Origin of the sequence: Methyloterricola oryzae, from assembly GCF_000934725.1 — a bacterium.
GTDB lineage: Bacteria > Pseudomonadota > Gammaproteobacteria > Methylococcales > Methylococcaceae > Methyloterricola > Methyloterricola oryzae.
Genome location: NZ_JYNS01000018.1, coordinates 1 through 22355, shown reverse-complemented (window position 1 = coordinate 22355; position 22355 = coordinate 1). Strand labels below are relative to the sequence as shown.

Below are 22355 nucleotides of genomic sequence, written 5' to 3'. Positions count from 1 at the left end.
GGCTCTCCAAGCGGCTTATGGCGCCAGGATCGACGCCCATTTGGTCCGGAGATCAGGCATGAAGCGCATCTATTTTTTAGTACCGAACCTTGAAGTGACCACTTTGATCGTTAATGAGCTCTTGCTAGCGCGGGTGGAGGAGCGGCGCCTGCACGTTCTGGCGAAACGTGACACCCCTTTGGGAACGCTCCCAGAGGCCAGTTTCCTGCAAAAGACGGATTTTGTACCCGCCATGGAGCGGGGATTGGCCGTTGGCGGCATAGCTGGAACACTCGCGGGTTTGGTTGCACTGGCGACGCCTGCTGGGCCTATCCTTGGTGGGGGAGCGATTATCTTGGCTGGCGCCCTGGCAGGCGCTACCACAGGCGTTTGGATCGCGGGGATGGTCGGGTTGAGCGTGGGGAATTCCCGCTTGACTGCGTACGAGGAGGCCATCGAGCGCGGCGAAATCTTGTTGATGGTCGATGTGCGGCGAGACAGGGTCGATGAGATTCATCGACGGGTGAGCCAACTGCATCCGGAGGTCAAATTCGAGGGCACCGATCCGACGATTCCGGCATTTCCCTGAGCTGTTGTCCGGATCGGCAGCCTGCTCCATTGCTGGAGGGAGGCAGGCGCTGTCGTGTTTTCGCTGACAGATTTCTCCTTCAGGGTGGCGACTCGGCTGTCGGCGCGTGCGGTATTCCTTGTTTGGCGCGCTGGAAGTCTGCGATAAGCTCCTGCAGTTCGCTCAGTTTCGAAGGCTTCAGCAGATACTGGTTAAATAGGGGCTTGTCGGTTCCAGAGTCCCCCGGGCCCGGGCTGTAGCCGCTCATGGCTACTATCCTCACGTCGTGGCCACCTGGTTGCTCTCGTAATTTCTTGGCAACCTGGTAACCGTCCATTTCAGGCAGCCCAATATCAAGGAAGATCAGATCCGGCATAAAGCTTTGAGCGATCGCAAGGCCCTGCATCCCATTGTTTGCCGTCTTTAACAGGTGGCCCTGCAACTCCAGCAAAAACGACATGCTGTCGAGAATATCCTGATTGTCATCGATCATCAGTATCCGCAGCGGCTGTTCTGTCTCACGTTTTCTTTCAGTGGGAAAAGTAGGTTCTGCACCTACGGAAGCCGCAGGGTTCAAGGGCAGCCTGACCACGAACAGGGATCCCTGGTTTGCGCCCGCGCTGGATGCCGTGATTTCGCCGCCATGCAACTCAACCAGCTTTTTGACCAGGGTAAGTCCGATTCCCAAACCGCCGTCAGATCGGGCGAGAGACCGTTTCCCCTGGGTAAAGAGTTCGAAAACTTGGGGAAGCAACTCGGGCTCGATACCAATACCGTCATCCTGTATGCGGACAATGACCCACCCCGCCTCCAGTTCAGTTCTCAGATCGATATGCCCGCCTTTACCCGTGTACTTGTTCGCGTTGATGAGCAGGTTGCTGAACACCTGGGTAAGGCGAACCGGGTCGCCCCCCAAATTGATGGGCTGGGGAGTCAGATGGAGGGCGAGGGTTTGTTGTTTGCCGTCAAAAGAAGGCTTGATTGGTTCGGCGAGCTGCTCAATCAGCGAGTTAAGCTCAACAGAATGCCGCTCAATGGTCACCAGGCCCCGAGTGATCCGCGAGACATCGAGCAAATCATCGACCAGGTGGGTGATATGGTCGACATTGCGGGCAAGCACTTCAGAAGCCTTGGCAACCGCCGCTTCGGTGAGCGGCAGGGTACCCAGCGCTTGCGCAATGTTGTTAATCGGCGTCAGCGGGTTACGCAGTTCGTGGCCGAGCATCGCCAGGAATTCATTCTTGCGGCGGTCTGCTTCCTGAAGAGCAATTTGGGCCTCGCGGCGCGCTGTCACGTCGGAATGGGTTCCGATCGCACGTAGCGGTCGACCCTCGGAATCTCTGGCGACCACCTGCCCGCGGTCCAGAATCCAACGCCAGCTACCGTCTTTGTGGCGCAGGCGATGCTCACAATCGTAAATGGGTGTGCGGCCTTCGAGATGGTCGCTCAGCGTCGCCATGACCGCGTCTTTTTCATCCGGATGAATCAGCTTTTCCCAGGCTCGGACATGGGGTTCAACTTCACTGGGTTCATAGCCCAGCATGGCTGCCCAGTTACCGCCGAACTGCACTCGCCCGCTGGGAATATCCCAATCCCAGAAACCAAGTTGGCCGGCTTCAAGCGCCAGGGCGAGCTGCTGGCGGCTCTCCCTCAGAGACAGCTCCGCCAGCTTACGGTCGGTAATGTCCTGCGTGATGCCGAACCCACCTATCAATGGTCCCGTCTCCTCGCACTCTAAATAGGCTCTTTCCCTCACCCATTTGATGTCGCCGCCGGCGACAATGCGGTGTTCGATGTCGTAAGGCTTGCCGTGCAAGCCCGCCTGCCATTCACTATCCACATAAGAGCGATCGTCAGGATGCACCAACGACAGAAAACTGTCGTAGCTCAACGGTGTTCCTTTTTGCACACCGAAAATCTGGTAGTTCTCGTCCGACCAGGACAGAACATTCTGGCGCACATCGAGTCGCCAGGAGCCGATCTTTCCGACCTGCTGGGCGCGATCGAGATCATTTCTGCTCTGCTCCAGCGCGGCCTCAGCCTGTTTTCGCTCTGTGATTTCCCGTATGGTTGCCCACATGGACGCGGGCTGGTTATCGGCATCGGTAATGAGGACAGTGCGCAATTCAACCGGGACAGTGGTTCCGTCCTTGCGCCGGTATTCCTTTTCGTAAATTTCGGAATAACCGCGCACGATAATCTGCTGTTCGACTATGGCTGACTCCATGGCATGCCAGCGGCTGGGGGTCAGGTCTATATAAGTCAGCGCCTCGAGTTCGGCGCGGGTATATCCAAGCAGTTGGCAATACAACTCGTTGCATTCCAGGATGTGCCCGTCCATGGCGACCTGCACAAAGGCATCGCGGCTGTTTTCATGCAGGAGACGATAGCGCTCCTCGGAGCGGCGCAAATTTTCCTCGGCCAGCTTCCGTGCCGTGATGTCGACGAAGATCAGAGCGAAGAAGTTCGGCACCGTAGAAAAGGCAAAGGTTTCAAACCAGCGCTGCAAAGACGCGTTGTAGTTCTCGTAGCGTACCGGTTGGCCGGTGAGAGCAACTTGGCCGAAGGTCTCAAGCCAATGGGCATCCAGATCCGGCCAGACCTGCCGCATGGTCTTGCCAATGGCGGTTTCGCGCGGGATACCCGTCTGGCTTTCCCAGGCCGCATTAAGTTCGACGAACCGCCAATCGCAGGGCTTACCTTCGCCATCGAGGATGATCTCATGCAGGCCGAACCCTTCCGTCATGTGATCAAACAGCTGGCGATATTTTTCTTCACTGGCCCGCAGGACCATTTCGCTGTATTTCTGTTCGATGCAATCGGCGGCCTGGCGCGCCAGCAGATCCATCAAGCGAAGCGCCCGATCACTAGGTCGCTGCGGCGTGCGGTAATGGGTGGAAAACATACCGAGCGGTTGGCCGGATCGGGACAGCAACGGGGTTGATTGCACGGCACGCACGCCAGCGTCGAGTTGGACCTGGAGGCCCGGCGTGCCTACAAACAAGGGACTCTTTTCCACGTCCTCCACGATGATGCGCTCCTTCCGGGCTAACGCCTGTCCGCAAACGCATGCGCTTTCGGCAAAAACGGAATCCCAATAAGCGAGCCACCAATCCGGAAAGTTTCGTTGTGCTGCGATGCGTAGGCTATGCGACTGAGGATCCAGGATCTGGATGTTGCCAAAATCAGCGCCGGCAATCTCAATCGCGACCTCGACGATTTTTTCAAGCAGTGGCTTGGCGTCCCTTTCTGTAATCGCCATAACGGCCAACTCATGGAGCCGTTTCATGGCCGCGAGTTCTTCGTTGATGCGCTGTTCCTGCCTGCGCAGTTCCTCCTCGTTTAGCCGCTGCTCAATAAAATCGGCAGCCTGACGGGCTAGCAGATCCAGCCGCCACAAATCCTCCTCCCGCGGCGCATGCGGTTGCGCCCAATGGGTCGTCAAAATGCCCAGCAAGCGACCTTTCCGCGTGCGCAGGGGAGTGGATTGCACCGCGCTGACTCCGGCGGCGCGCAGTATCCGCAAGGACGGGCTGTTGCTAAAAATGGGGCTCGTTTCTACATCCGGCACCAGGATGCGGGTGCCCTGGCGAATTGCTTCACCACAAACCGATGCCACCTTTTCAGCGTTGGCGAAAAAATCCAGAAAGGCGCGGTCATGGCCAAGCTGGGCAGCAATACGTAGTTCATCACCCTCCAACAACTGCAGCGTGCCTTTATCGCTGCCCATGATGGAAACAGCCGCATCCAGGATTTCCTTGCACATCAAATCGGCATTCGAATCCTCAACAACGAGTCGGCTCAATGCCTGCATCCGCATTAAGGCAGTCAGATCTGATGCAGATTTTTGCTCCGCCTGTTTGCGCTCGGTGATGTCAATGCCTTCGGCCAGGAGAAATTCCAGATTTCCCTGCTCGTCGCGCAGTGCCGTTACCGTGTTTAGGCCATGGCGCAGGGTCCCATCCCGGGTCAAGTAACTGGCTTCGTCCTGACATGGCCCGGTTTGGCCCCTCGCCTTTTTGATAAGGCGCTGCCATTGCGCCACCGTGTCCGGGAGATCACGCCACCAAGGTGCATCCAGGAAGAACATGCCGGTGACTTCTTCTGGCGTGAAGCCGGTGCCGTGAAGAATGGAATTGCTGATTTCGACGATGCGCAGGTCGGGTGACAATAGGCCGCTGTATTGGAACTGATGATTGAAAATGGCACGGAATCGGCGTTCACTTGCACGTAAGGCTGCCTCGGCCTGTTTCTGCCGCGTTACATCGCTGGCAGCGCCGAACCACTCGACGATTTCGCCGCGGTCATCCAGTATCGGAACCGCGCGTGAATGCGTCCAACCGATACTGCCATCAACCTTTATGACGCGATGCTCCAACTCGAATTGGTCTTTGGTTTGAATCGCCTGCTCAATCGTGGCCAACACTTCCCGCTGATCATCGGGATGGATATAGGTATCGACCCAGGTTCGGCTAGGTGTCAGGGTATCGGCGATGAACTCCCGTCCGTGAAGTTGCCGCATCTCGCTCCAGTCGGCGCTCATGCGGTAGACGATATCGAAAGTGGCTGTGGTGAAAGCCCTTAAGCGTCCTTCACTCTCGAGCAATGCCGCCCCGGCTAGATTGCGTTCCAAAGCCTGGGCTTTTTGGCGATGACGATGATAAAGATGAGTAATTAAATTGATTAGCAGTCCATTGACGCTGAATAGTATCAAGGCGATCTGATTGGAGGGTGACTCTACCTCCATCACACCAACGGGTTCATAGACCCAAATGGACACAACCAAAGCAGCCAGAGCGACAGAAAACAGTCCGGGCCCTGGCCCGGCCAATAAGCTGGTAAAAATAATAATGGAATAAAATGAAACAAAGGGGGCTAAACTGAGGCCGTACCAAGCTTTAACAAGTAAATACAATTTGAATGCTAATCCGACTCCGACCAAGGCCAGCCCATAGCCCAGGGTTATCGTGGAGAAAGAACATTGGATGATAAGGATACCAAAGGCCAGTAGGATAAACAGCGTGGCTGTCAGTGGCGCCATGGAAGAGTAGGGTGGAAGCAGCCAAATGGATTCTGGATAATAAAGACATCCTAAAATGGCCAAGCCGGAAATGCCCAAAAGGCAGACCGAAAAAAATTGGATGAGGTGCTGAGTGTGCGGTCGCCATCGTCTGAGAATAATGAGCACGCCCAGAATGAGGAAACACACCACACTCATTGGCGCCATGCGGGTGGGTGAGGTGACGGACCCGTACGTGTCCGCCATAAAAAGGCTGTCAATCTGTAAATAAAGGCCAAAGAGATACTCAGCAAGTGTTACAAGGCCGAGCGCTAACAGGAAAATTGCACATAACATGCTCCCTCTGTTTCCGGTTAATGAATCTTGCACCTGGTGTGAGCGATCAATTAATAGCCACAAACCCAGTCCCGCGACTATGAAGCCTAGGGCGGCATTGGCGGGCATCGTCTGAGCCGCTGGTAAAATATCACTTAAAGGGAGATTCAAAATCCTGAGGAGAAAAACCAGTCCTCCTGCAACAATCACGAGTAGGCTGATGAGATGAACCGCGATCTGTTGCGAAAAGGGAGAATGGGATGCGGCTTCGGCCATTGAGGTGAGACTTTTAATGTGAAATGGCCTTAGGGCGAGTGCGAGTTTTGGTGCAAACGGGAAATTGTTTACGTCTGAAGAAGGCAGCCCCCGAAAAGGATGTAAATCGATCAGGCCGTTTTCCACGACCGAATGCCTGCGTCCCAGAGCCCGTATCGAACTAACAGAAAAAGGCGGCTCACTGCTAACACAGCCGTCGATTTATTGGATTGCCCCGATCTTCTGTTGTGATTCGAGACCAAGCCGGGTTTGCGTAACTTTCAGACCGGTCAGGTCAATCGCCACTGGGCAGTGCCGGTGCTCAGAGCGGTTAGGATGGCGCGCCTCAGGAAATAGGTGTTGGCTTTGGCACTAACTCGTACGTGTCTTCGGGTCTGAGTTCAGGCTGCCACGTCACAACGAAGGGAGACAAGGCCAATTCCGGCAGTGCTGCCGCTGAAAGCCTTCCGCAAAAGCATCAAACTAATCATCTATCGCGGTGTTTGGACCAATTCCATCACAGAGCGACTGTGAAAGATGCTTTTTTTGCAGGAAGCGTTGTAGTCATAGGCCTCTAGCCAAACGCAAGGCAATCAAAAACGTCGCCTGCGCGACGTTCATTATCACGTAACAGCGCGGACGTTCAAATGCGTAATTTCCGAGAGATCGAAATCAGCCCCTGAGCGTCACTTTTTCGGGGCGCTTTGGTACCCAGCGTTCAGTCAGAGCAAACGTTCCTTAGTCCAATTCGTGTGTCGGTCAGCCCAGAGACAGCTTCCTGCTCGATCGGTGTTTCCTTTACGAGCTAATACCTACGGCATTATCGGGATAGTTATTCGCGCCCCTAGCGCCCATGATTCTGGCTTGGTGGCGTGACAGCGCCGTCCCTTAACGGCGCGGGCAGCAAGAAGTGCCACCAGCGCTTAAACCTTCAACGAATTCAACAGAGGTCCGAGCACTATGCGAGTAGAGCAAATTATGACCAAAGACGTCCAGTGTTGTCGCCCGGACGATAGCCTTGAGCTGGCGACACAGATGATGTGGGACCACGATTGCGGTTGTTTACCCGTCTGCACAGACAATGGCGAAAAAAGGGTCGTGGGTATGCTCACAGACCGGGACATTGCCTTGTGTGCCTTGTTTGAGGGAATGCCACTGAGAGATCTTCGCGTGTCCCAGGCCATGGCGAAGGAGCTTCGAACTTGTTTGCCATCCCAGAGCCTGGCTGATGCCGAGAAGATTATGTCAGACGGCAAAGTACGCCGGCTTCCGGTACTCGACAAGCAGCAAGGCCTTGTCGGAATCATTTCACTCGCGGACCTGGCTCAGGAAGCAGCGCGTGAACAAACGACGAGCAGCAAGAACATTACGGACGGGGATGTGAGCAACACGCTTGCCGCCATCTGCACGTCCCATGCGACAGGCATGTCGGCGTCAGCCTAAGGTCAGCCTTACCTGGAGCGTTCAGACATGCGGTCATCTTCATTCCAGATGCATCGCATCGGGCGTCGGGTTCAGCGTTCGCCTTTTCCAGGAGGAACTCATGAAGCGCATCTATTGTGTGGTTCCTAACCTTGATCTGACGGGTTTAATTGTCGATGACCTCTTACTGGCCCAAGTCGAGGATCGGCATATCGACGTACTGGCAAAATGGGGCCGATTGTTCCTGATGGTCGATGTTCCAGGGAATCGCGTGGACGAAATTCATCAGCTGGTTCAGAAGCGCCATCCGGCGGCAGCCTTTGCGGGTGTCGAAGGGATTACTCCGTCCTTTCGGTGAACATTGCTTGCGGACTGAGAGGTAGCGACATGCAGCCAGCATATCTTGGGCGAGCGCTTCCTATGCTGATTTTCTTTGTTACATGCGATGTCGGAGCGGTAACGGAGGGCTGCTGGGTTGATATTTTTGACGAACCGGAATTCAAGGGTTTGCAGGCCAGGCTTGAAGGCCCAGTCGATTTGCCGACCCTGAAAGGGCTACACAGCCATGATTGGAATGATGTGATCGACAGTCTGGAAGTCGGGCCCCACGCGGAGGTCACGGTTTATCGGGATGAAAATTACGAGGTGCCCTCCGTATCCGAAAACCATCCGGATGCCATTCAAAACTGGAAAACCACGCCTGATAATTTCCGTACCTCAATTCAGACTTTTTATCCTAACCAAAGCATTCACCATTTCGGTGAATTCAACCTTCATAACGCTATCAGCTCAATTAGATTGAAGTGCGTCGACCGTGTACCGTGAGAAACGAACTGAGGGAGCGATGGCAAAGGGGCACAACGGGATTCTGAAATTGGCAATCGAACTATTGGCTGCCAGACTGGCTCTTTGATTCATTTACTGAATCAATGGTAATTCAGTAACCCCGGCGTGCCGGGTGCTGCGCGCTTGCAATCAAGTAGGTTAGCCGGTCTGCGTGACAGCCGGGAGTGAATCTCAGGTGGCAGCGAACAGACTGCCATCGAAAATTAATGGCGTGTAAGCCCTAAGACGCCGGCATTCCGCAGTTTTCGCCAGGCTCTTATTGGCCCCTGTAACGCGATCCGGCAATTTTTGAATTCGGGGTCCATTCGAGAACTAAAGGCCGGGTGGGCCAATCTAATTTTGTACCGGTCCTGCTAAAGCCCACCCCGTATTTCGGGCAGGGCGACGAGCACCAAGATCGGGGAGGGTACTGCCATGTCACTCCATTCCTTAATCGCGACAGGAACCAAACTCTGGCTCGACTCGATCGACCCGGAACTGGTTCAAAGAGACCAGGCACTGGGTGCCACCGGTGCCACTTCCAATCCCATCATCATAACCGACACCATCAAGACGGGGCGCTTTGACGACCACATTCGCTGCCTGATTGATGAAGGCATGGACGATACTGCTATAGCGTGGGAAATGACCGACTATCTGGTGCGCCGTGCCCAGGAGACCTTTTTGCCTATTTGGGAACAGACCAAGGGCAACGACGGCTATGTGAGTTTTGAGCTCGATCCCTTGTTGGAGGACCGTGAACTCGGCCCACCCCATGACCAACGCGTCCGGGAGTACATTGAATTGGGAAAGCACTGGGGCAAAGGCCATCCCAATCGCCTGATCAAGGTACCGGCGACCACGGCCGGATTGAATGCGCTGGAGGAACTGGCCGCCGCCGGCGTCAACCTCAATGTCACCCTGATATTCTCCGAGCGGCAATACCGCATGGCGCGAGAGAATGTCTGGCGTGGCGCACAACGGCGCCTGACTTTGGACCACTTCAAGAGCGTCTACAGCATCTTTGTGTCCCGCGTCGACGTGTATACGGAAAAGCATGTTCCGGAGCTCAGTCTGGCGGCTCAAGGGCAGGTCGGAATCGTCAATGTCAAACGCTTGTGGGCGCTGAATCGGGCCTTTTGGCAGGACAAGGCGCTGCCGCTGCAGCAGGAAATCGTGTTTGCCAGCACCGGCACCAAGAAGCCGGACGACCCGCCCGACAAATACGTCGAAGCGCTGGCCGGAAGCGATATACAGACCAATCCGCCCGCCACCAACGATGCCGTAGACAAACTGGGCAAGACCTACACACGCCAGGTCGACCAACTACCTCCGTTAGAAATCCTGGAAGAGATCGATGCCAAGGTGGATATGGAAAAATTGGAAATGGTATTGATGGAGGAAGGCACGGCGAAATTCGCCGACCCCCATAAAGCGCTTTTGAAGCTCATCGCGCTCAAGCACCGGGATCTCGCGGCCTAGGCTATTCTGGCAACGCCTAGTTCGTGGCCGTCCGGGGCGGTGGATTGGACACAGTCCTTGCCCGAATCGGCATCACGGGGCGTAAAGCCTGGCGCGAGGTATTGCGTGACAGGTTACTGGTTCAAGCAGACTACATCGGAGACATAAAGGATGAGGCCTCCCCAGTAACAGGAGGTGAGGCTCGTATCCAACACAATGAGATTCCTAAAAAGCTCTCGAATCGGAGTCATCGCCATGAATACCGACATTACTCCCACGGCTGCCGGACTGTCGCAGCACACCACTGGGTTCGCCCTGAGCGCTGAGGAAAAGTTTATCGCCACAATCTCCTCCATCGGATGCCCCGACTGTGGTGCCGATGGCCACTGGGAGCCCACGCGAACCAAAGACGCCCTTCTGACCCTGAAGTGTGCCACCTGCGGTGCGGCCTTCACCTACTGCCATGGATCGTCAGTGCGCTCCGACGCTGATCGGCTCATTTGCGTTAGTTGCGGAAGCAATGATCTGGAGCCGATAGAAAACGACCTCACTTTACTGCGTTATCGATGCAAGGCCTGTGGGGAAGTTACGCAACGTTAGTTTTGGCGCGGTGAGTTGCAACGAAAAAGGCATCACGGTTTGCCTGGCCGCGGTTCTTTTCAAAACACCGGTTACGGCCAATCGCAATTGACAGGGAGCAGCCGACTTGCAGGAGCGTTGCGACGAAACGACCAATGGCTGCAGAGGGTAAAGCCATGGGTAAGAACATCTCTAAAAAGCTGATCGAGGGGCATCTGGCCGAAGGGCGAATGACGCCGGGTAGCGAGATCGGTCTGAAGATCGATCAAACCCTGACACAGGACGCCACCGGCACCCTGGTCATGCTGGAGTTCGAAGCCCTTGGGATCGCGCGGGTACGAACTGAGCTGTCTGCGCAGTATGTCGACCATAACCTGCTGCAAGAGGACGCAAAAAATTCCGACGACCATCTGTTCTTACGCAGTGCGTGCCGGAAATTCGGAGTCTGGTACAGCCGGCCGGGGAACGGCGTAAGCCATCCGTTGCATATGGAGCGCTTCGGAATTCCGGGCAAAACCTTGCTGGGGTCGGACAGCCATACCTGTGCCGCTGGCTCACTGGGTATGCTGGCAATCGGCGCCGGTGGCCTGGAGGTCGCCATGGCCATGTCGGGAGAACCCTTCTACCTGCAGATGCCGAAGATTTTGGGCGTCAAACTGGTGGGGCGATTGCCGGACTGGGTCAGCGCCAAGGACGTGGTTTTGGAATTGCTGCGTCGGCACGGTGTCGACGGGGGGGATGGGTGGATCGTGGAATATCATGGCCCCGGTCTTGAGTCGCTGACGGCCATGGATCGTCATGTGATCGCCAACATGGGCGCCGAAATAGGCGCAACCACCACGGTCTTTCCGGCAGACGAAGCGGTACGGCGGTTTCTGCAAAGCCAGGGGCGAGAGGATGCCTATCGGGAAATCGTCGCCGACGAAGACGCCACCTATGACGCGTATGAAGAAATCGATTTAGCCACGCTGGAGCCCCTGATCGCACTGCCCAGCAGCCCCGGGAACGTCGTGCCCGTGCGGGAGGTTGCCGGCAGGGAAATCTATCAGGCCTATATTGGCTCATCCGCAAATCCAGGGTTCCGGGACTTTGCCATCGCAGCCGCCATCGTCGACGGCCACCAGGTCCACGACCGGGTCTCCTTCGATGTAAATCCGACGTCCAGGCAGATCCTGGAAAACCTGGTCGAGGCGGGCGTCCTCGGCAAACTGATCCATGCCGGTGCCCGTATACATCAGGCCGGATGCGGCGGATGCATCGGAATGGGACAGGCGCCGGCCACTGGGCGCATCAGCCTGCGTACCGTACCGCGAAATTTCCCGGGACGTTCTGGAACCAAGGAAGACCAGGTTTACTTGTCCAGCCCCGAAACGGCTGCCGCCTCCGCTCTGACTGGCGTGATCACCGACCCAAGGACCCTCGGCATGGCATACCCCCACATCGAGGAGCCTGAAAGCCCGCGCCTCAACCTCGATATCCTGGTTCCTCCTCTTCCAGAAGGAGCGTCGGGGGAACTGGAGAAGGGCCCCAACATAAAACCACTTCCGAATTTGGAACCATTGCCTGACCGAATTGAGGGACCGGTGCTCCTCAAAGTGGGAAACGACATTTCAACAGACGAGATCATGCCCGCAGGGGCCAAGGTGTTGCCGTTCCGCAGCAACATTCCGGCTATCAGCGAATTTGTTTTCAGCCAAATCGACGAGAGCTTTTTCGATAGGGCCATGGCCCATCGACGCCAGACTTTCTTCGTGGTGGGCGGCGACAATTACGGCCAGGGTTCGAGCCGCGAACACGCGGCCCTGGCACCTCGCTATCTGGGGCTGAGGGTGGTCATCGCCAAAAGCTTTGCCCGCATTCACCTACAGAATCTCAGCAACTTCGGCATTCTCCCGCTGCTATTTGTAGATCCCGGAGACTGGGACAAGATCGGTCAGGACGATGTGCTGGCCATCGAGGAGGCGCGCTCAGCCATCAGCCAGAGCAACCGTGTCCAGTTGACCAATCGCAGCAAGGACCAGACGTACGAAACCCTGCACAATCTGACAAAAAGGCAGATCGAAATGGTGCTGGCCGGCAGTCTGATCAATCTGGTAGGAAGTCGGACGATCACGAAGCCGTAACAGCGGAGTCTTTCGCATGAGCATTCAACTCAACCATACGATCGTCTGGTGTAATGACACCCCATCGTCAGCCTCCTTTTTTGGCGAACATTCTTGGGCTGCCGGGGCCCAAGCTTGGAAATCAGCGCGCTGATATTTCCAGGATCAGCATGGAGGTTTGCCACTTTTATTTAGAATCGCCTCTTTATATCAACAGATTATCGGTTGACTCGGGAAGTTCCACTACGCTGATCTCTGGGAAATTCACGATGCTGTTTCACAATCAGCGGCATCGCGGCTAGCACCTCAGGACGTATCACGGCCCCGTATAAACAGGATATCGGCAAGGCCCAGGCCATCTCGATCGGATCATCGAAAACACGTTTCGAGATCCCAAGGTCAAAGGCTGTGGCACCGGCGATATTGAAACAATGCGACACACCGGGTATCTGGGGTAGAGTCCGCGATAGTGGTGTAAATGATGCTTTGCAGGGTGTCAATTAACTCATCACGAAGAGCATGCAATTCTCCCAACCGGGGTAGAGCGAATGCTCGCTCGCCATGGGCATGCAATCTCAAGAGTTCCTCAGCCAGGAAATGCACACAATGATGGATTGTCGTGACTTTTTGAAAGTCCCGATGTGTATGCCAGCCTTTGTTTCCTTCACCCTAGAGCCATTTTCCGAAACGGCAGTGCCGTTCGTCTGGCGATCATACATTGCGACGATACTAGCATTTTAACTACGCAGCTAAACGACTGGCGGGAAACGTGTGAACGATACATTATTTGACCCTAGGAACATTCTCCTCGCGATCAAACCGATCAATGGCATTGAATCTATCCGTCACGTTTAAAGTCAATTCAACTCTATGCTGATATGTGACCGCCATCAGGGATTCTTTTGTCAGGCGGAAAGTCCCAGGAAGTAATTGGCCACGGAGGTTGGAGAATTTATGAACCACTTGCACTATGGAGATTAGGCGTGAGAGTCCAATTCATGTCCAGACAGGAACTGTCCGAGTGGTTAAAAATAATCAGTTAAGTCACCCACAGCCTGGATCCATAAGATATTCCCCGTAATAAACCGAAGATTAAGGGGTAAATCACATGATTGAGGAGGAACGCATCTTTTGGAGGGTCGTAGATCGAGCAGGGTTAAGACAGTGGTTTGTTAGGACCAGTGAGGGGGTTCTTGGACCATATGCATCCTGGCAAGAATCGCGGTCGCAATTGGATCAGCATCTTATTGAGGTGATGCGTCAACAGGTCCAGGGCACCAGATAGGGGAAGCACATAGTCGGCAAATATACCCTTCCGGACGAGCCCGAATTCATGCCCTGTTAGATTCCATTAGAAAGTGCTTTCTATTTCGGCTGTCTGTCCACAAAATGAATTGAAAGTTACGAATTAGCTCGCATCAAGCACGTCTCAAAAGGGAAGGCCTAATCCAGTTTGTGTTCTACTAGCGTTCTGAAGTTTCCTTAACTGATACACCGAGCCTATAGTCACTTTGAAGCCGACAGCATGGCGTTAGCACTTGCATCAACACTGCTTACTGATAAGCCGCACCGCTATGCTGGATTCAAGTACAACGCTTGGACAGGAACTATAGAATGACAGAGGTTACCTATGGGTGCTGCCAGGCCATTCAGACGACAGCTCCATTTGGCCCTAACAGCTTTGCTATTGCTGCAGGCCTGCGCACCCGAGGTCGATACTGAGCGCCACCGAAAGTCAAAAGCACGTTCACCCTCCAGTCATACCCAAGGTTCGCCAGACTGCCGCCAAGTGGGAATAGCCTCCTGGTATGGCCCCGGATTCGATGGAAAGGCAACTGCCAGCGGTGACACCTTCGACCAAGACGAATTGACGGCAGCGCATCGTACCCTCCCGTTGGGAACCGAAGTGGATGTAACCGACCTTAGGAGTGGTAAATCGGTCGAAGTCGAAATCAATGACCGCGGCCCATACGTCGGTAATCGCGCCATCGACTTATCGAGTAAAGCAGCCAAGAAGCTCGGAATAAAAGAAAAAGGGAAGGCTAAAGTTCGGATCGAAGCCGATGATGTACCTGGAAAGAAAGTTGAGGGAACAGTTTCGTGCGCAGATTCTAAAATCAGCGGAAAGAATTCAGCCCAATGAAAAGGTAAATATCTAGCTAGAACGTAGTGGCTCAACCATCAAGGGAGCAAGGAGTTCCTTTTACGCTAAAGAATACGTATCAACCAATAGCTCTGCATGCCCCTAAAAACCTGATACTTTTGATAAAAACCTATTAAAGCCAGAAAAATTCCGATTGCTTCAATTCCAGGTAACGGGTGCTTAGTGTAATCAATGCGTTGTTGCGCTATGCAGATAAAATTCTTATCTAATCTGCGATTCCCTAGAAGAATTTCCGCGGGCAGCAATCATACGAATAGACGCACAATAAAATGAAGTGTTTTATACAGATCTCTATTATAGCAGTTAGGGACTTACCATATCAAATTGGGGTGCTCTATCGCTGACGCAGATATATTGCACCCTGGAAAACATGGCCTGACCATCGGGCGGGCCAATCCAATTAGGTGAAAGGAGAACATTTCATGGCCACAAGAGACGAATATATCGAAAAATTGGAGTTTCAGTTCAAGTCTTGGGCTAAAAGTATTGAAGAGTTAAAGAACAAGGCGGACAAAGCAACTGCAGAAACGAAATCGGAGTGTAGCGAATTGATCGAAACATTACGTTCTCAGCATGCTGCAGCGCAAACCAAGCTACAAGTGCTGAAGCAAAGTGGCGAGGAAGCTTGGGATGAACTCAAGCCAGGGATGGAAAATGCGTGGAATGAACTCAGATCCAGCGTAGAAAAAGCACAATCAAAATTCAATTAGCCATAGGTAGCTCAAGCGGAAGCGTCAGGAAGCGCATGGCTCTTTTGAGATGGAAAGGAGGGTATTTGCCATGTTACAAAGTCGATATTCACGCAGAGATGCTCTAATTAACTTGCTCGCGACAGGCTGTGCAGCATGCCTTTCCCGGCTGGTTTACAGCGATGAAGCTAAGCTTAGTCAAGTCCAAGCAGAATATCAGGGACAACCGAAAGGAAGTCAAGCTTGTGCGAACTGTATGCATTTCAGGCCTCCCAGCAGTTGTAATGTGGTCGATGGCACTATTAGCCCAAACGCATGGTGCAAGCTCTGGGCTCAAAGAAGTAAAGAGTAAACGTTAATTAAAGCATCACGCATGCGCCGTTCACTGGAGGGTTTTTTCGACAAGTGAGGAAGCACGAATAAATGTGATATGTTGTTTGCTGCTGGTACACTACTGTTAATTAACTCACGGCTTGGCTTGGAGCTGACTAGTTTTTTGTCGCGTTTATTGCTCTTCGATAATTTACAGATTTTGTTAACTTGTAATTAGAAATATGAGTATTATTTAACAGTTTGCGGGCCTTATCCATAGAAGGGCATATCATGAATTACGCAACCACTGTCGGTGAAACTAAGAAGGAAATGCATTCAAGAATGACTTTCCGCTTCGCGGTAGGGGACTTGCCATGAGAAACTCAGCTCCGTATATAGCAGCCTTTTTCTTTTCGTTGTCACTTTTGTCAACACAAGGTTGCGCACCAACACAAAAGCAAGAAGGCACTGGTGAATACTTTGACGATACGGTAATTACAACCAAAGTCAAGGCGGCCATATTGCATGAGCCGATGCTGAGTTCGGCTGAAATCAATGTTGAAACTTTTAAAGGCGCAGTCCAACTGAGCGGCTTTGTTAGCTCACGAGAGTCGATAAAAAAGGCGACTGAAGTAGCGTCCAAAGTTACGGGAGTAAAGTCTGTGAAGAACGACATGCGACTTAAGTAACGCCACCAGTTCAGTCCAAGGCACCACGCGTTCCATCTCAGCCAGAAACGGCTGGCGGCGCGTGAGGCGCCTCTTGGACTGAGGGGCCAGGTCAAGAAGGCTGGTCTGCTGGATCATCGAATGGATCGTCAGGAAGGCTTGTTGTGCGGCTATTTTGCTGGGTTAAGGCTCGTACCGGAGCGATTAAATCGGTGTTTCCTTAGTGCAGTCTGGACTGTAAAAGGGCCACTGGAAAATGCTTGAGTGCGTGACCGACCTGCAACCAAACCCCACTTTCCTGGTGGACTGATTTGACGTGAGTTCCACTAAGCACTTCAACGAAGCGCAAGGAACCCAAATAATCCGGCAGCGCTAGGCGCGTGGTTTTCCAAACTTCCATTCCTATTGGCAGTTCAGATGGTTCCTCGGTAAGACTGGCAAACCATCGACTTGCAATGATTATTATAACGCAGTCACCGTGGCGCCGGGCAAACGCACAGAGGTGAGGTGATCTTTCGCCTTCTGGGTCCAATGGAAGATATTCCCCCAACGCAAAAATATCAGGATGACGCCTCCTAAATTCCAATACCTTACGAATTAGGTAAAGTTTGGCTAGGCCGCTTTCCAAATTATCCAGGAAAAATCGCAGTGTCCTTGTTAAATTGCGCCCCTCACATTGTTCCAATTGCTCCATGCGCCTGGCTAGCTGTTCAAAATCAACTAACTGTCGATTATCTGGATCGACAAGGAGAAACCTCCACGACTCCGTGCCCTGATAAATATCCGGCGCTCCCGGTGAAGTCAATTTCAAAAGTGTTTGAGACAAACTATTAAATAGCCCCCATCGCGCGACCTGATTCTGGAATGGTAGGAAAGAATTCAGAAAGGTTTTGCCGGCATCTCGGTCAAGCAACTTGTCTATAAATATCTTGAGTGCGACCTCATATGTTTTGTCAGGATTCAACCAAGAAGATTTTACTTTAGATTCTCTGACAGCCTTCAACATATAAGCTTCAATTCGCTGTTTAAACAGCATTCGCCCTTGATCATCCGTCGGTTCTAGTGGCCATGCGCCCAAAAGAGTCTGATACAGCAAATATTCGTCGTTCCGCGAGGGCAACCATTCGCCTTCGACACGCTGCTTCTTTCGGCGATTTAATCGAGACCACAGTGCGACCTGCTTTTTCCATTGGTTAGCAATCTCGGAAATGACATTGATCCTGGCCCGGACATCTTCGCTCCGTTTGCTGTCATGTGTTGTGGTGTTGATCATTGATCCAGGCCAGCGCCGGAGCCGCTGCTGATTCGCATAATGAAACGCCGCGGGACTGACACCGAAATGTCGTGGATCACCGGCTACTTCGTTCAGAGAAACAAGCCGGTTATATATGTAAAACGTAGTGTCTTCCAAAGATTTGGCCATCACTGGAGCGGTGTACTGTTGGAAGCGCATCGTAAATTGAACGACTTTTCCACGATATTCGGCAGTTTTGCCATCTAGATTTCGGAGTAAGAGGATATCCCGCAGAAAGTCAAACACAGTGTTTTCAACGGAGGCTGAGCAGCGACGCTTTGCCTGCGCAACAGCCCAGTCAATGAATCGCACGTCGTCCTCACCCGCCCCATTCTGAGTGATATAAGTTCGATAGACTGGAAATCGAGCGACTACTTCCACCAATGCGTCACGTAGGCTGTTTTGTGTGTAGTCCCGTGTATGCAGATCCATTTGGGCTATTGAATCTAGCCTTTTTGAGAGCATAGCGAGGTCGCTTGACATCTGGGTTCGGATTACTTGCCGCTTTTGCTGATAAAGCAATTCGTCGAAGGCAACATGTTGGCCGATGAAATGGGCGTAAGTTCGTGTCAAATCACGCTCAGATGGTCCATAGACAAACAAGCCGTTGACATGGTTGGAAAACTCATACCCGGTGGTACCGTCTACCGGCCAGTCTTCTTGCAGGTGCTCGTAGCCCGCTAATATCTTCTCCGCGACAACATAGACACACTTTTCACCCTGATCCAGCGTCCGTGAGTTAGCGCAAAAGCGCCGGGCTTCTTGCTGTAAGTGCTTCAGATAACTCGCAGGATCGTGTAACCCATCGGGATGATCAATGCGCAGGCCGTTGACGCTACCATCAGCGATCAAGGCTAGAACAAGTCGATGCGTGCCTTCGAAAACGGTCGGGTTCTCCTGGCGGAGTCCAACCAGCTCGTTGATATCGAAAAAACGTCGGTAGTTGATTTCATCCGAGGCTACACGCCAATAGGCAAGACGGAAAGACTGTCGCTCCAACAAGTCATGCAGTTCCTTGAAAGACTCCGGTTCACCCTGTCGGCCGTTTATTTCCTCCAACTGACATTTCATGTAAGCCTGAATTGTTGGTGACCGATCGTATAGGCCCGCCAACCGTTGCTTACATCCCGCCGCTACCCGACTGCGTTCCATTGGACAGTTACGCAAGTTTCTGAGTTGCTCGAAATCGGCAATCAGGGCATGCCACTCGGTCATGGTATGGTTTTCGTCCGCAGTCAAACTCGCGAGACTCTCAAGGTCCCGCGCCAAGAGTTCAGGGTAGGTTTCTGGATCAATGGGGCACTGTTGCTCCCAATAACGAACGGCGAACTCTCCCCGGTCGCCGTCAAACGTCAGATGTAATTCGCCTTGTTCTAACAATCTCCCATAGTGATCACCCAATACCGGTAGGTGTACCTTGCTTCGCAGTGTTTCGCGCGCGGGGTGCCAATCAATATCGAAATATTCGCTATACAGTGATGCCCTGCCGTTTTCTAGCACATCCTGCCACCAAGCATTTTGGTTTTGAGCGATACCCATATGATTTGGCACGATATCAAGGATCAACCCCATACCATGGGCATGCAGCATATCGACAAAGCGTTCGAAGTCTTCTCGCCCGCCTACTTCAGGATTAAATGCATTATGGTCGACAATATCGTAGCCATGGACACTACCTCTACGTGCTTTTAGGCAGGGTGAGGCATATACATGGCTTATTCCCAGTGCATGCAAGTAAGGTACTACGCGTACTGCATGAGCGAAAGTGAACTCGTGGTTAAACTGAAGTCGATACGTAGCGCGTGGAAAGGGTTCATCATTCATGAAGGCGCCTGCTCAGCCAGGAACCATACTACTGACCACGCCGGAAAGTTGAAAGGCGATTGGGCAAGGTCTAAATTGGAAGGAAACATGTATAGAAAACGCCCTTCTGGCAAATTGGAAGTGGCCACAATATCGTTCCCAAGATTAGTGAGCATGCTCAGCACGGAACCATCACCGAGTTTCCAGCTCATGTGGAGCCCCGAAACTCCCCAGCGGGCGAAAGTGGCCATGTCCCCACACACACCTCTGAGCCGGGGCACAATTTCACGAGACCGCAGGGCCAATAGTTCGGTGTACCAGTTCCGCCAACGACCAGCCTCTGGCGCTAAAGCCAGTTCCCAATTCAGACAGCACGATTCAAAGCTATCAGAAGGATCGGGAATAGCTATGCCGGAGGAAGCATCCGCTGATTCCGAAAACAGACCAAACTCCTGACGTCGCCCCGCACATACCCGCTCCATTAGGTCGGGCTCGAAATCGCAGAAATATACGAAGGGGTCTCGGCTACCCCATTCCTCTCCCATGAAGATCAACGGTGGCGATGGCGCGACCAGCAAAATGGCCGCTGCAGCACGAATCGCGTCAGGCTCTGCAAGCGCTGTGATACGCTCACCTAATGCCCGATTGCCGATCTGATCATGGTTTTGCAAAAAGTTCACAAACGCCGTTGGGGGTAATTGGCGGCTGGGTTCGCCGCGCAGCACGCCGTTCCGATAGGTAGATGCCTGGCCCTGATAGGCAAAGCCTTCGGTCAGGCATCGCCCCACCAAACCAACCGGGTCATCGGTGTAGTCGCAGTAGTAGCCGTTAGTCTCACCGGTAAGCAAAACATGAAAAGCATGGTGGAAGTCGTCATTCCACTGCGCGGCGAATCGCACGACACGACCTTTTGAGTCGCGAGCAAGATAGCGTGCACTATTGGCATCATTTTCCAACACAAGGTGGATTTGGCGTTCAAAGCCAGCAGTCTGCTGGATGGTATCTGCGAGTTCTTCTAGAAAGCTAGGCATAGAGTTATCAAGAATTGCGTGGACGGCATCTAGGCGTAATCCATCCACGTGATACTCCTCAATCCAATAAAGTGCGTTATGGATAAAGAATTGCCGGACCCAATGGCTGCCTGCTCCGTCGAAATTTATGCCATCGCCCCAAGGCGTCTTATGGCGGTCCGTGAAAAACGAAGGCGCGTAAGTATGGAGATAGTTTCCTTCCGGTCCGAAGTGATTGTAGACAACGTCGATGAACACCATCAGCTGGAGTTCATGGGCAGCTTGAATCAACCGTTTGAGGTCATCGTGAGTACCATAGCGGGCCTCAACTGCAAACGGGAGGACACCATCATATCCCCAGTTCCAACGACCTGGAAATTGGGCAACCGGCATGAGTTGCACGGCAGTGACGCCCAGTTCTGCGAGATATTTCAACTTGGCACTTGCAGCCTCAAAGCTTCCTTCAGGAGTGAAACACCCGATGTGCAATTCGTAGATGACGGAGTCCTCCCATGGGCGCCCGTACCAGTCAACATCTGACCAGAAGAATGATTTAGGGTCGACGATCTGGCTGCAACCATGTACTTCATCACTTTGAAATCGCGAAGCGGGGTCGGGCACAAAAATTTCACCGTTAATTCGGTATGAATACGTATCCCCGGGTGCCGCTTGGTCCGTAGTTGCCTCAAACCATCCATCCTCAAGCGCAGTCATCGCAAGAATCTGCCTTTCGCCACAGACGTTCAGAGAGACGTCCACGGAATTGGCTTTCGGGGCCAACAGCCGAAATCGCACTTTCTTATCCGCTTGTACGTCTGCACCGAACGGCATCGAGTGCCAGCTGATTGGATTCATGTCAGCTAACGCCGCTATTACCGTTGGACAAATTGATGCGATCCTGGCCGGCGTTCAGAAGGGCTAGCATTAAAGTCAGATGTTCTCGGAGTTGGCGTGTAATCAAGAAGTTTTCCTGAACAAAGGCCTTGGCTTTTGCGCCAAGCTCGCGGAGCTTGTCTTCTCGCGCTAACAGATAACGGATTCGCAGGGCCGCGCCTTCAGGCGTTTTTACGAGAAAGCCGGTATGGTGATTTACAATCTGCAGGCGTATACCCCCTACATCACCGCCAATCACGGGCTTTCCTTTCCACATAGCTTCTGTCACCGTCAGCCCAAAACCTTCCTTGAGTGATTTTTGCATAACAACGTCAGCAGCCCGCTGTAGCGCATTGATGGTAAGGTGTGCGTCCGGGGGCAACAAAAGTACATGCATGTCTGGGTCACCCGCGGTCTCGGCTTGAACTTCCCGAAGTACTGCCTCCCCTTCTGGGTCGTCGTCGGCACTACCTCCAGCCAGCACCAGTTGCAAGCTATGGTTAGATTGCTTCGCCATGCGATAAGCGCGTATTACACCGATTGGATCCTTGAAGCGATCAAACCGAGAAACTTGTAAAAGAATGGGCCGCACGCGATCAAGCTTGAATTCTTCATAGACCTTTTCAACTTCGTCTTTTGGCAATTCGATGTTTTTGTCCGCCAACGGGTCAATGCTTGGCGGAATCAAGTACTGCGGATGCGGCAGTGTCTGCGCGAATGCAGCTAGAGAAAATATGCTAGCGTCATAGATTGAAAGTAAGCGCGTGGCGATCCCATGTTGACGCAATCCGGAATCGGATCGCGCTTGGAGGAACTAAGCGGGAGTGGTTTCAAGCTGCCAGCGATGCGGCAGAAGTTCATGAATCCGATGGGCGGGTTGCGTCGGAAGTCGCGTGAGCACGTCTTTCAAATAGACGTAGGGGTCGTGACCATTGAGTTTCGCCGACTGGATCAGGCTCATGATGGCAGCCGCGCGCTGACCGGCACGCAGACTTCCGGCGAATAGCCAATTGCGG

15 protein-coding genes and 1 pseudogene are annotated in these 22355 nt (G+C 53.1%); 10 read left to right on the top strand and 6 right to left on the bottom strand.

Features of this window, described 5'->3' with window-relative positions; translation table 11 throughout:
- Positions 1 to 58: 58 nt before the first annotated feature.
- On the top strand, positions 59 to 568 hold the full coding sequence (locus EK23_RS17960) for a lysozyme family protein (protein ID WP_045226783.1): 510 nt from the start codon (positions 59 to 61) through the stop codon (positions 566 to 568).
- Between the two features lie 79 nt (positions 569 to 647).
- On the opposite strand, the gene EK23_RS22065 is transcribed toward EK23_RS17960, so the two are convergent.
- Positions 648 to 6284: a PAS domain S-box protein gene (locus EK23_RS22065; RefSeq protein WP_145998725.1), complete on the bottom strand. Its 5637-nt coding sequence runs from the start codon at positions 6282 to 6284 to the stop codon at positions 648 to 650.
- A gap of 831 nt (positions 6285 to 7115) precedes the next feature.
- On the opposite strand from EK23_RS22065, the gene EK23_RS17950 reads away from it, so the two are divergent.
- From EK23_RS17950 to EK23_RS22725, 9 genes are all read left to right on the top strand, one after another.
- A complete protein-coding gene (locus EK23_RS17950) occupies positions 7116 to 7580 on the top strand; it encodes a CBS domain-containing protein (RefSeq protein ID WP_158002541.1) in 465 nt (154 codons plus the stop codon).
- Between the two features lie 100 nt (positions 7581 to 7680).
- Positions 7681 to 7917: a hypothetical protein gene (locus EK23_RS17945; RefSeq protein WP_045226782.1), complete on the top strand. Its 237-nt coding sequence runs from the start codon at positions 7681 to 7683 to the stop codon at positions 7915 to 7917.
- A 62-nt stretch (positions 7918 to 7979) separates the two neighbouring features.
- On the top strand, positions 7980 to 8384 hold the full coding sequence (locus EK23_RS22060; protein ID WP_052808319.1) for a beta/gamma crystallin domain-containing protein: 405 nt from the start codon (positions 7980 to 7982) through the stop codon (positions 8382 to 8384).
- Positions 8385 to 8819: 435 nt separating this feature from the next.
- Positions 8820 to 9866, top strand: coding sequence for a transaldolase family protein (locus EK23_RS17935; RefSeq protein WP_045226781.1), 1047 nt, complete (start codon positions 8820 to 8822; stop codon positions 9864 to 9866).
- A gap of 734 nt (positions 9867 to 10600) precedes the next feature.
- Positions 10601 to 12547, top strand: coding sequence for an aconitate hydratase (locus tag EK23_RS17925; protein ID WP_045226823.1), 1947 nt, complete (start codon positions 10601 to 10603; stop codon positions 12545 to 12547).
- 1645 nt (positions 12548 to 14192) lie between these two features.
- Positions 14193 to 14669, top strand: a complete 477-nt coding sequence (locus tag EK23_RS22735; RefSeq protein ID WP_235282192.1) for a septal ring lytic transglycosylase RlpA family protein — start codon at positions 14193 to 14195, stop codon at positions 14667 to 14669.
- Positions 14670 to 15112: 443 nt separating this feature from the next.
- Positions 15113 to 15400 (top strand): sll1863 family stress response protein, encoded by a 288-nt coding sequence (locus EK23_RS17915; protein ID WP_045226779.1) that lies wholly within the window; start codon positions 15113 to 15115, stop codon positions 15398 to 15400.
- Positions 15401 to 15449: 49 nt separating this feature from the next.
- Positions 15450 to 15731, top strand: a complete 282-nt coding sequence (locus tag EK23_RS24930; RefSeq protein WP_499842563.1) for a high-potential iron-sulfur protein — start codon at positions 15450 to 15452, stop codon at positions 15729 to 15731.
- A 334-nt stretch (positions 15732 to 16065) separates the two neighbouring features.
- On the top strand, positions 16066 to 16380 hold the full coding sequence (locus EK23_RS22725) for a BON domain-containing protein (protein WP_082054324.1): 315 nt from the start codon (positions 16066 to 16068) through the stop codon (positions 16378 to 16380).
- Here the strand turns inward: EK23_RS22725 and EK23_RS24305 are convergent.
- The 5 genes and pseudogenes from EK23_RS24305 to EK23_RS17895 form a co-directional block, all read right to left on the bottom strand.
- Positions 16366 to 16497 (bottom strand): annotated as a pseudogene (locus EK23_RS24305) (IS5/IS1182 family transposase); the annotation flags it as partial. The gene EK23_RS22725 and the pseudogene EK23_RS24305 overlap by 15 nt on opposite strands.
- An 82-nt stretch (positions 16498 to 16579) precedes the next feature.
- Positions 16580 to 19477, bottom strand: coding sequence for a malto-oligosyltrehalose synthase (gene treY / locus EK23_RS17910; protein WP_045226778.1), 2898 nt, complete (start codon positions 19475 to 19477; stop codon positions 16580 to 16582).
- A complete protein-coding gene (gene treZ, locus EK23_RS17905; RefSeq protein WP_045226777.1) occupies positions 19474 to 21321 on the bottom strand; it encodes a malto-oligosyltrehalose trehalohydrolase in 1848 nt (615 codons plus the stop codon). The genes treY and treZ overlap by 4 nt, the downstream gene beginning before the upstream one ends.
- A gap of 1 nt (position 21322) precedes the next feature.
- The gene (locus EK23_RS17900; RefSeq protein WP_082054323.1) at positions 21323 to 22126 is read right to left on the bottom strand and encodes a glycosyltransferase; all 804 of its coding nucleotides are present in this window, start codon (positions 22124 to 22126) and stop codon (positions 21323 to 21325) included.
- Positions 22127 to 22153: 27 nt separating this feature from the next.
- A partial coding sequence (locus EK23_RS17895; RefSeq protein WP_045226776.1) for a transposase domain-containing protein occupies positions 22154 to 22355 on the bottom strand: 202 nt, incomplete at its 5' end.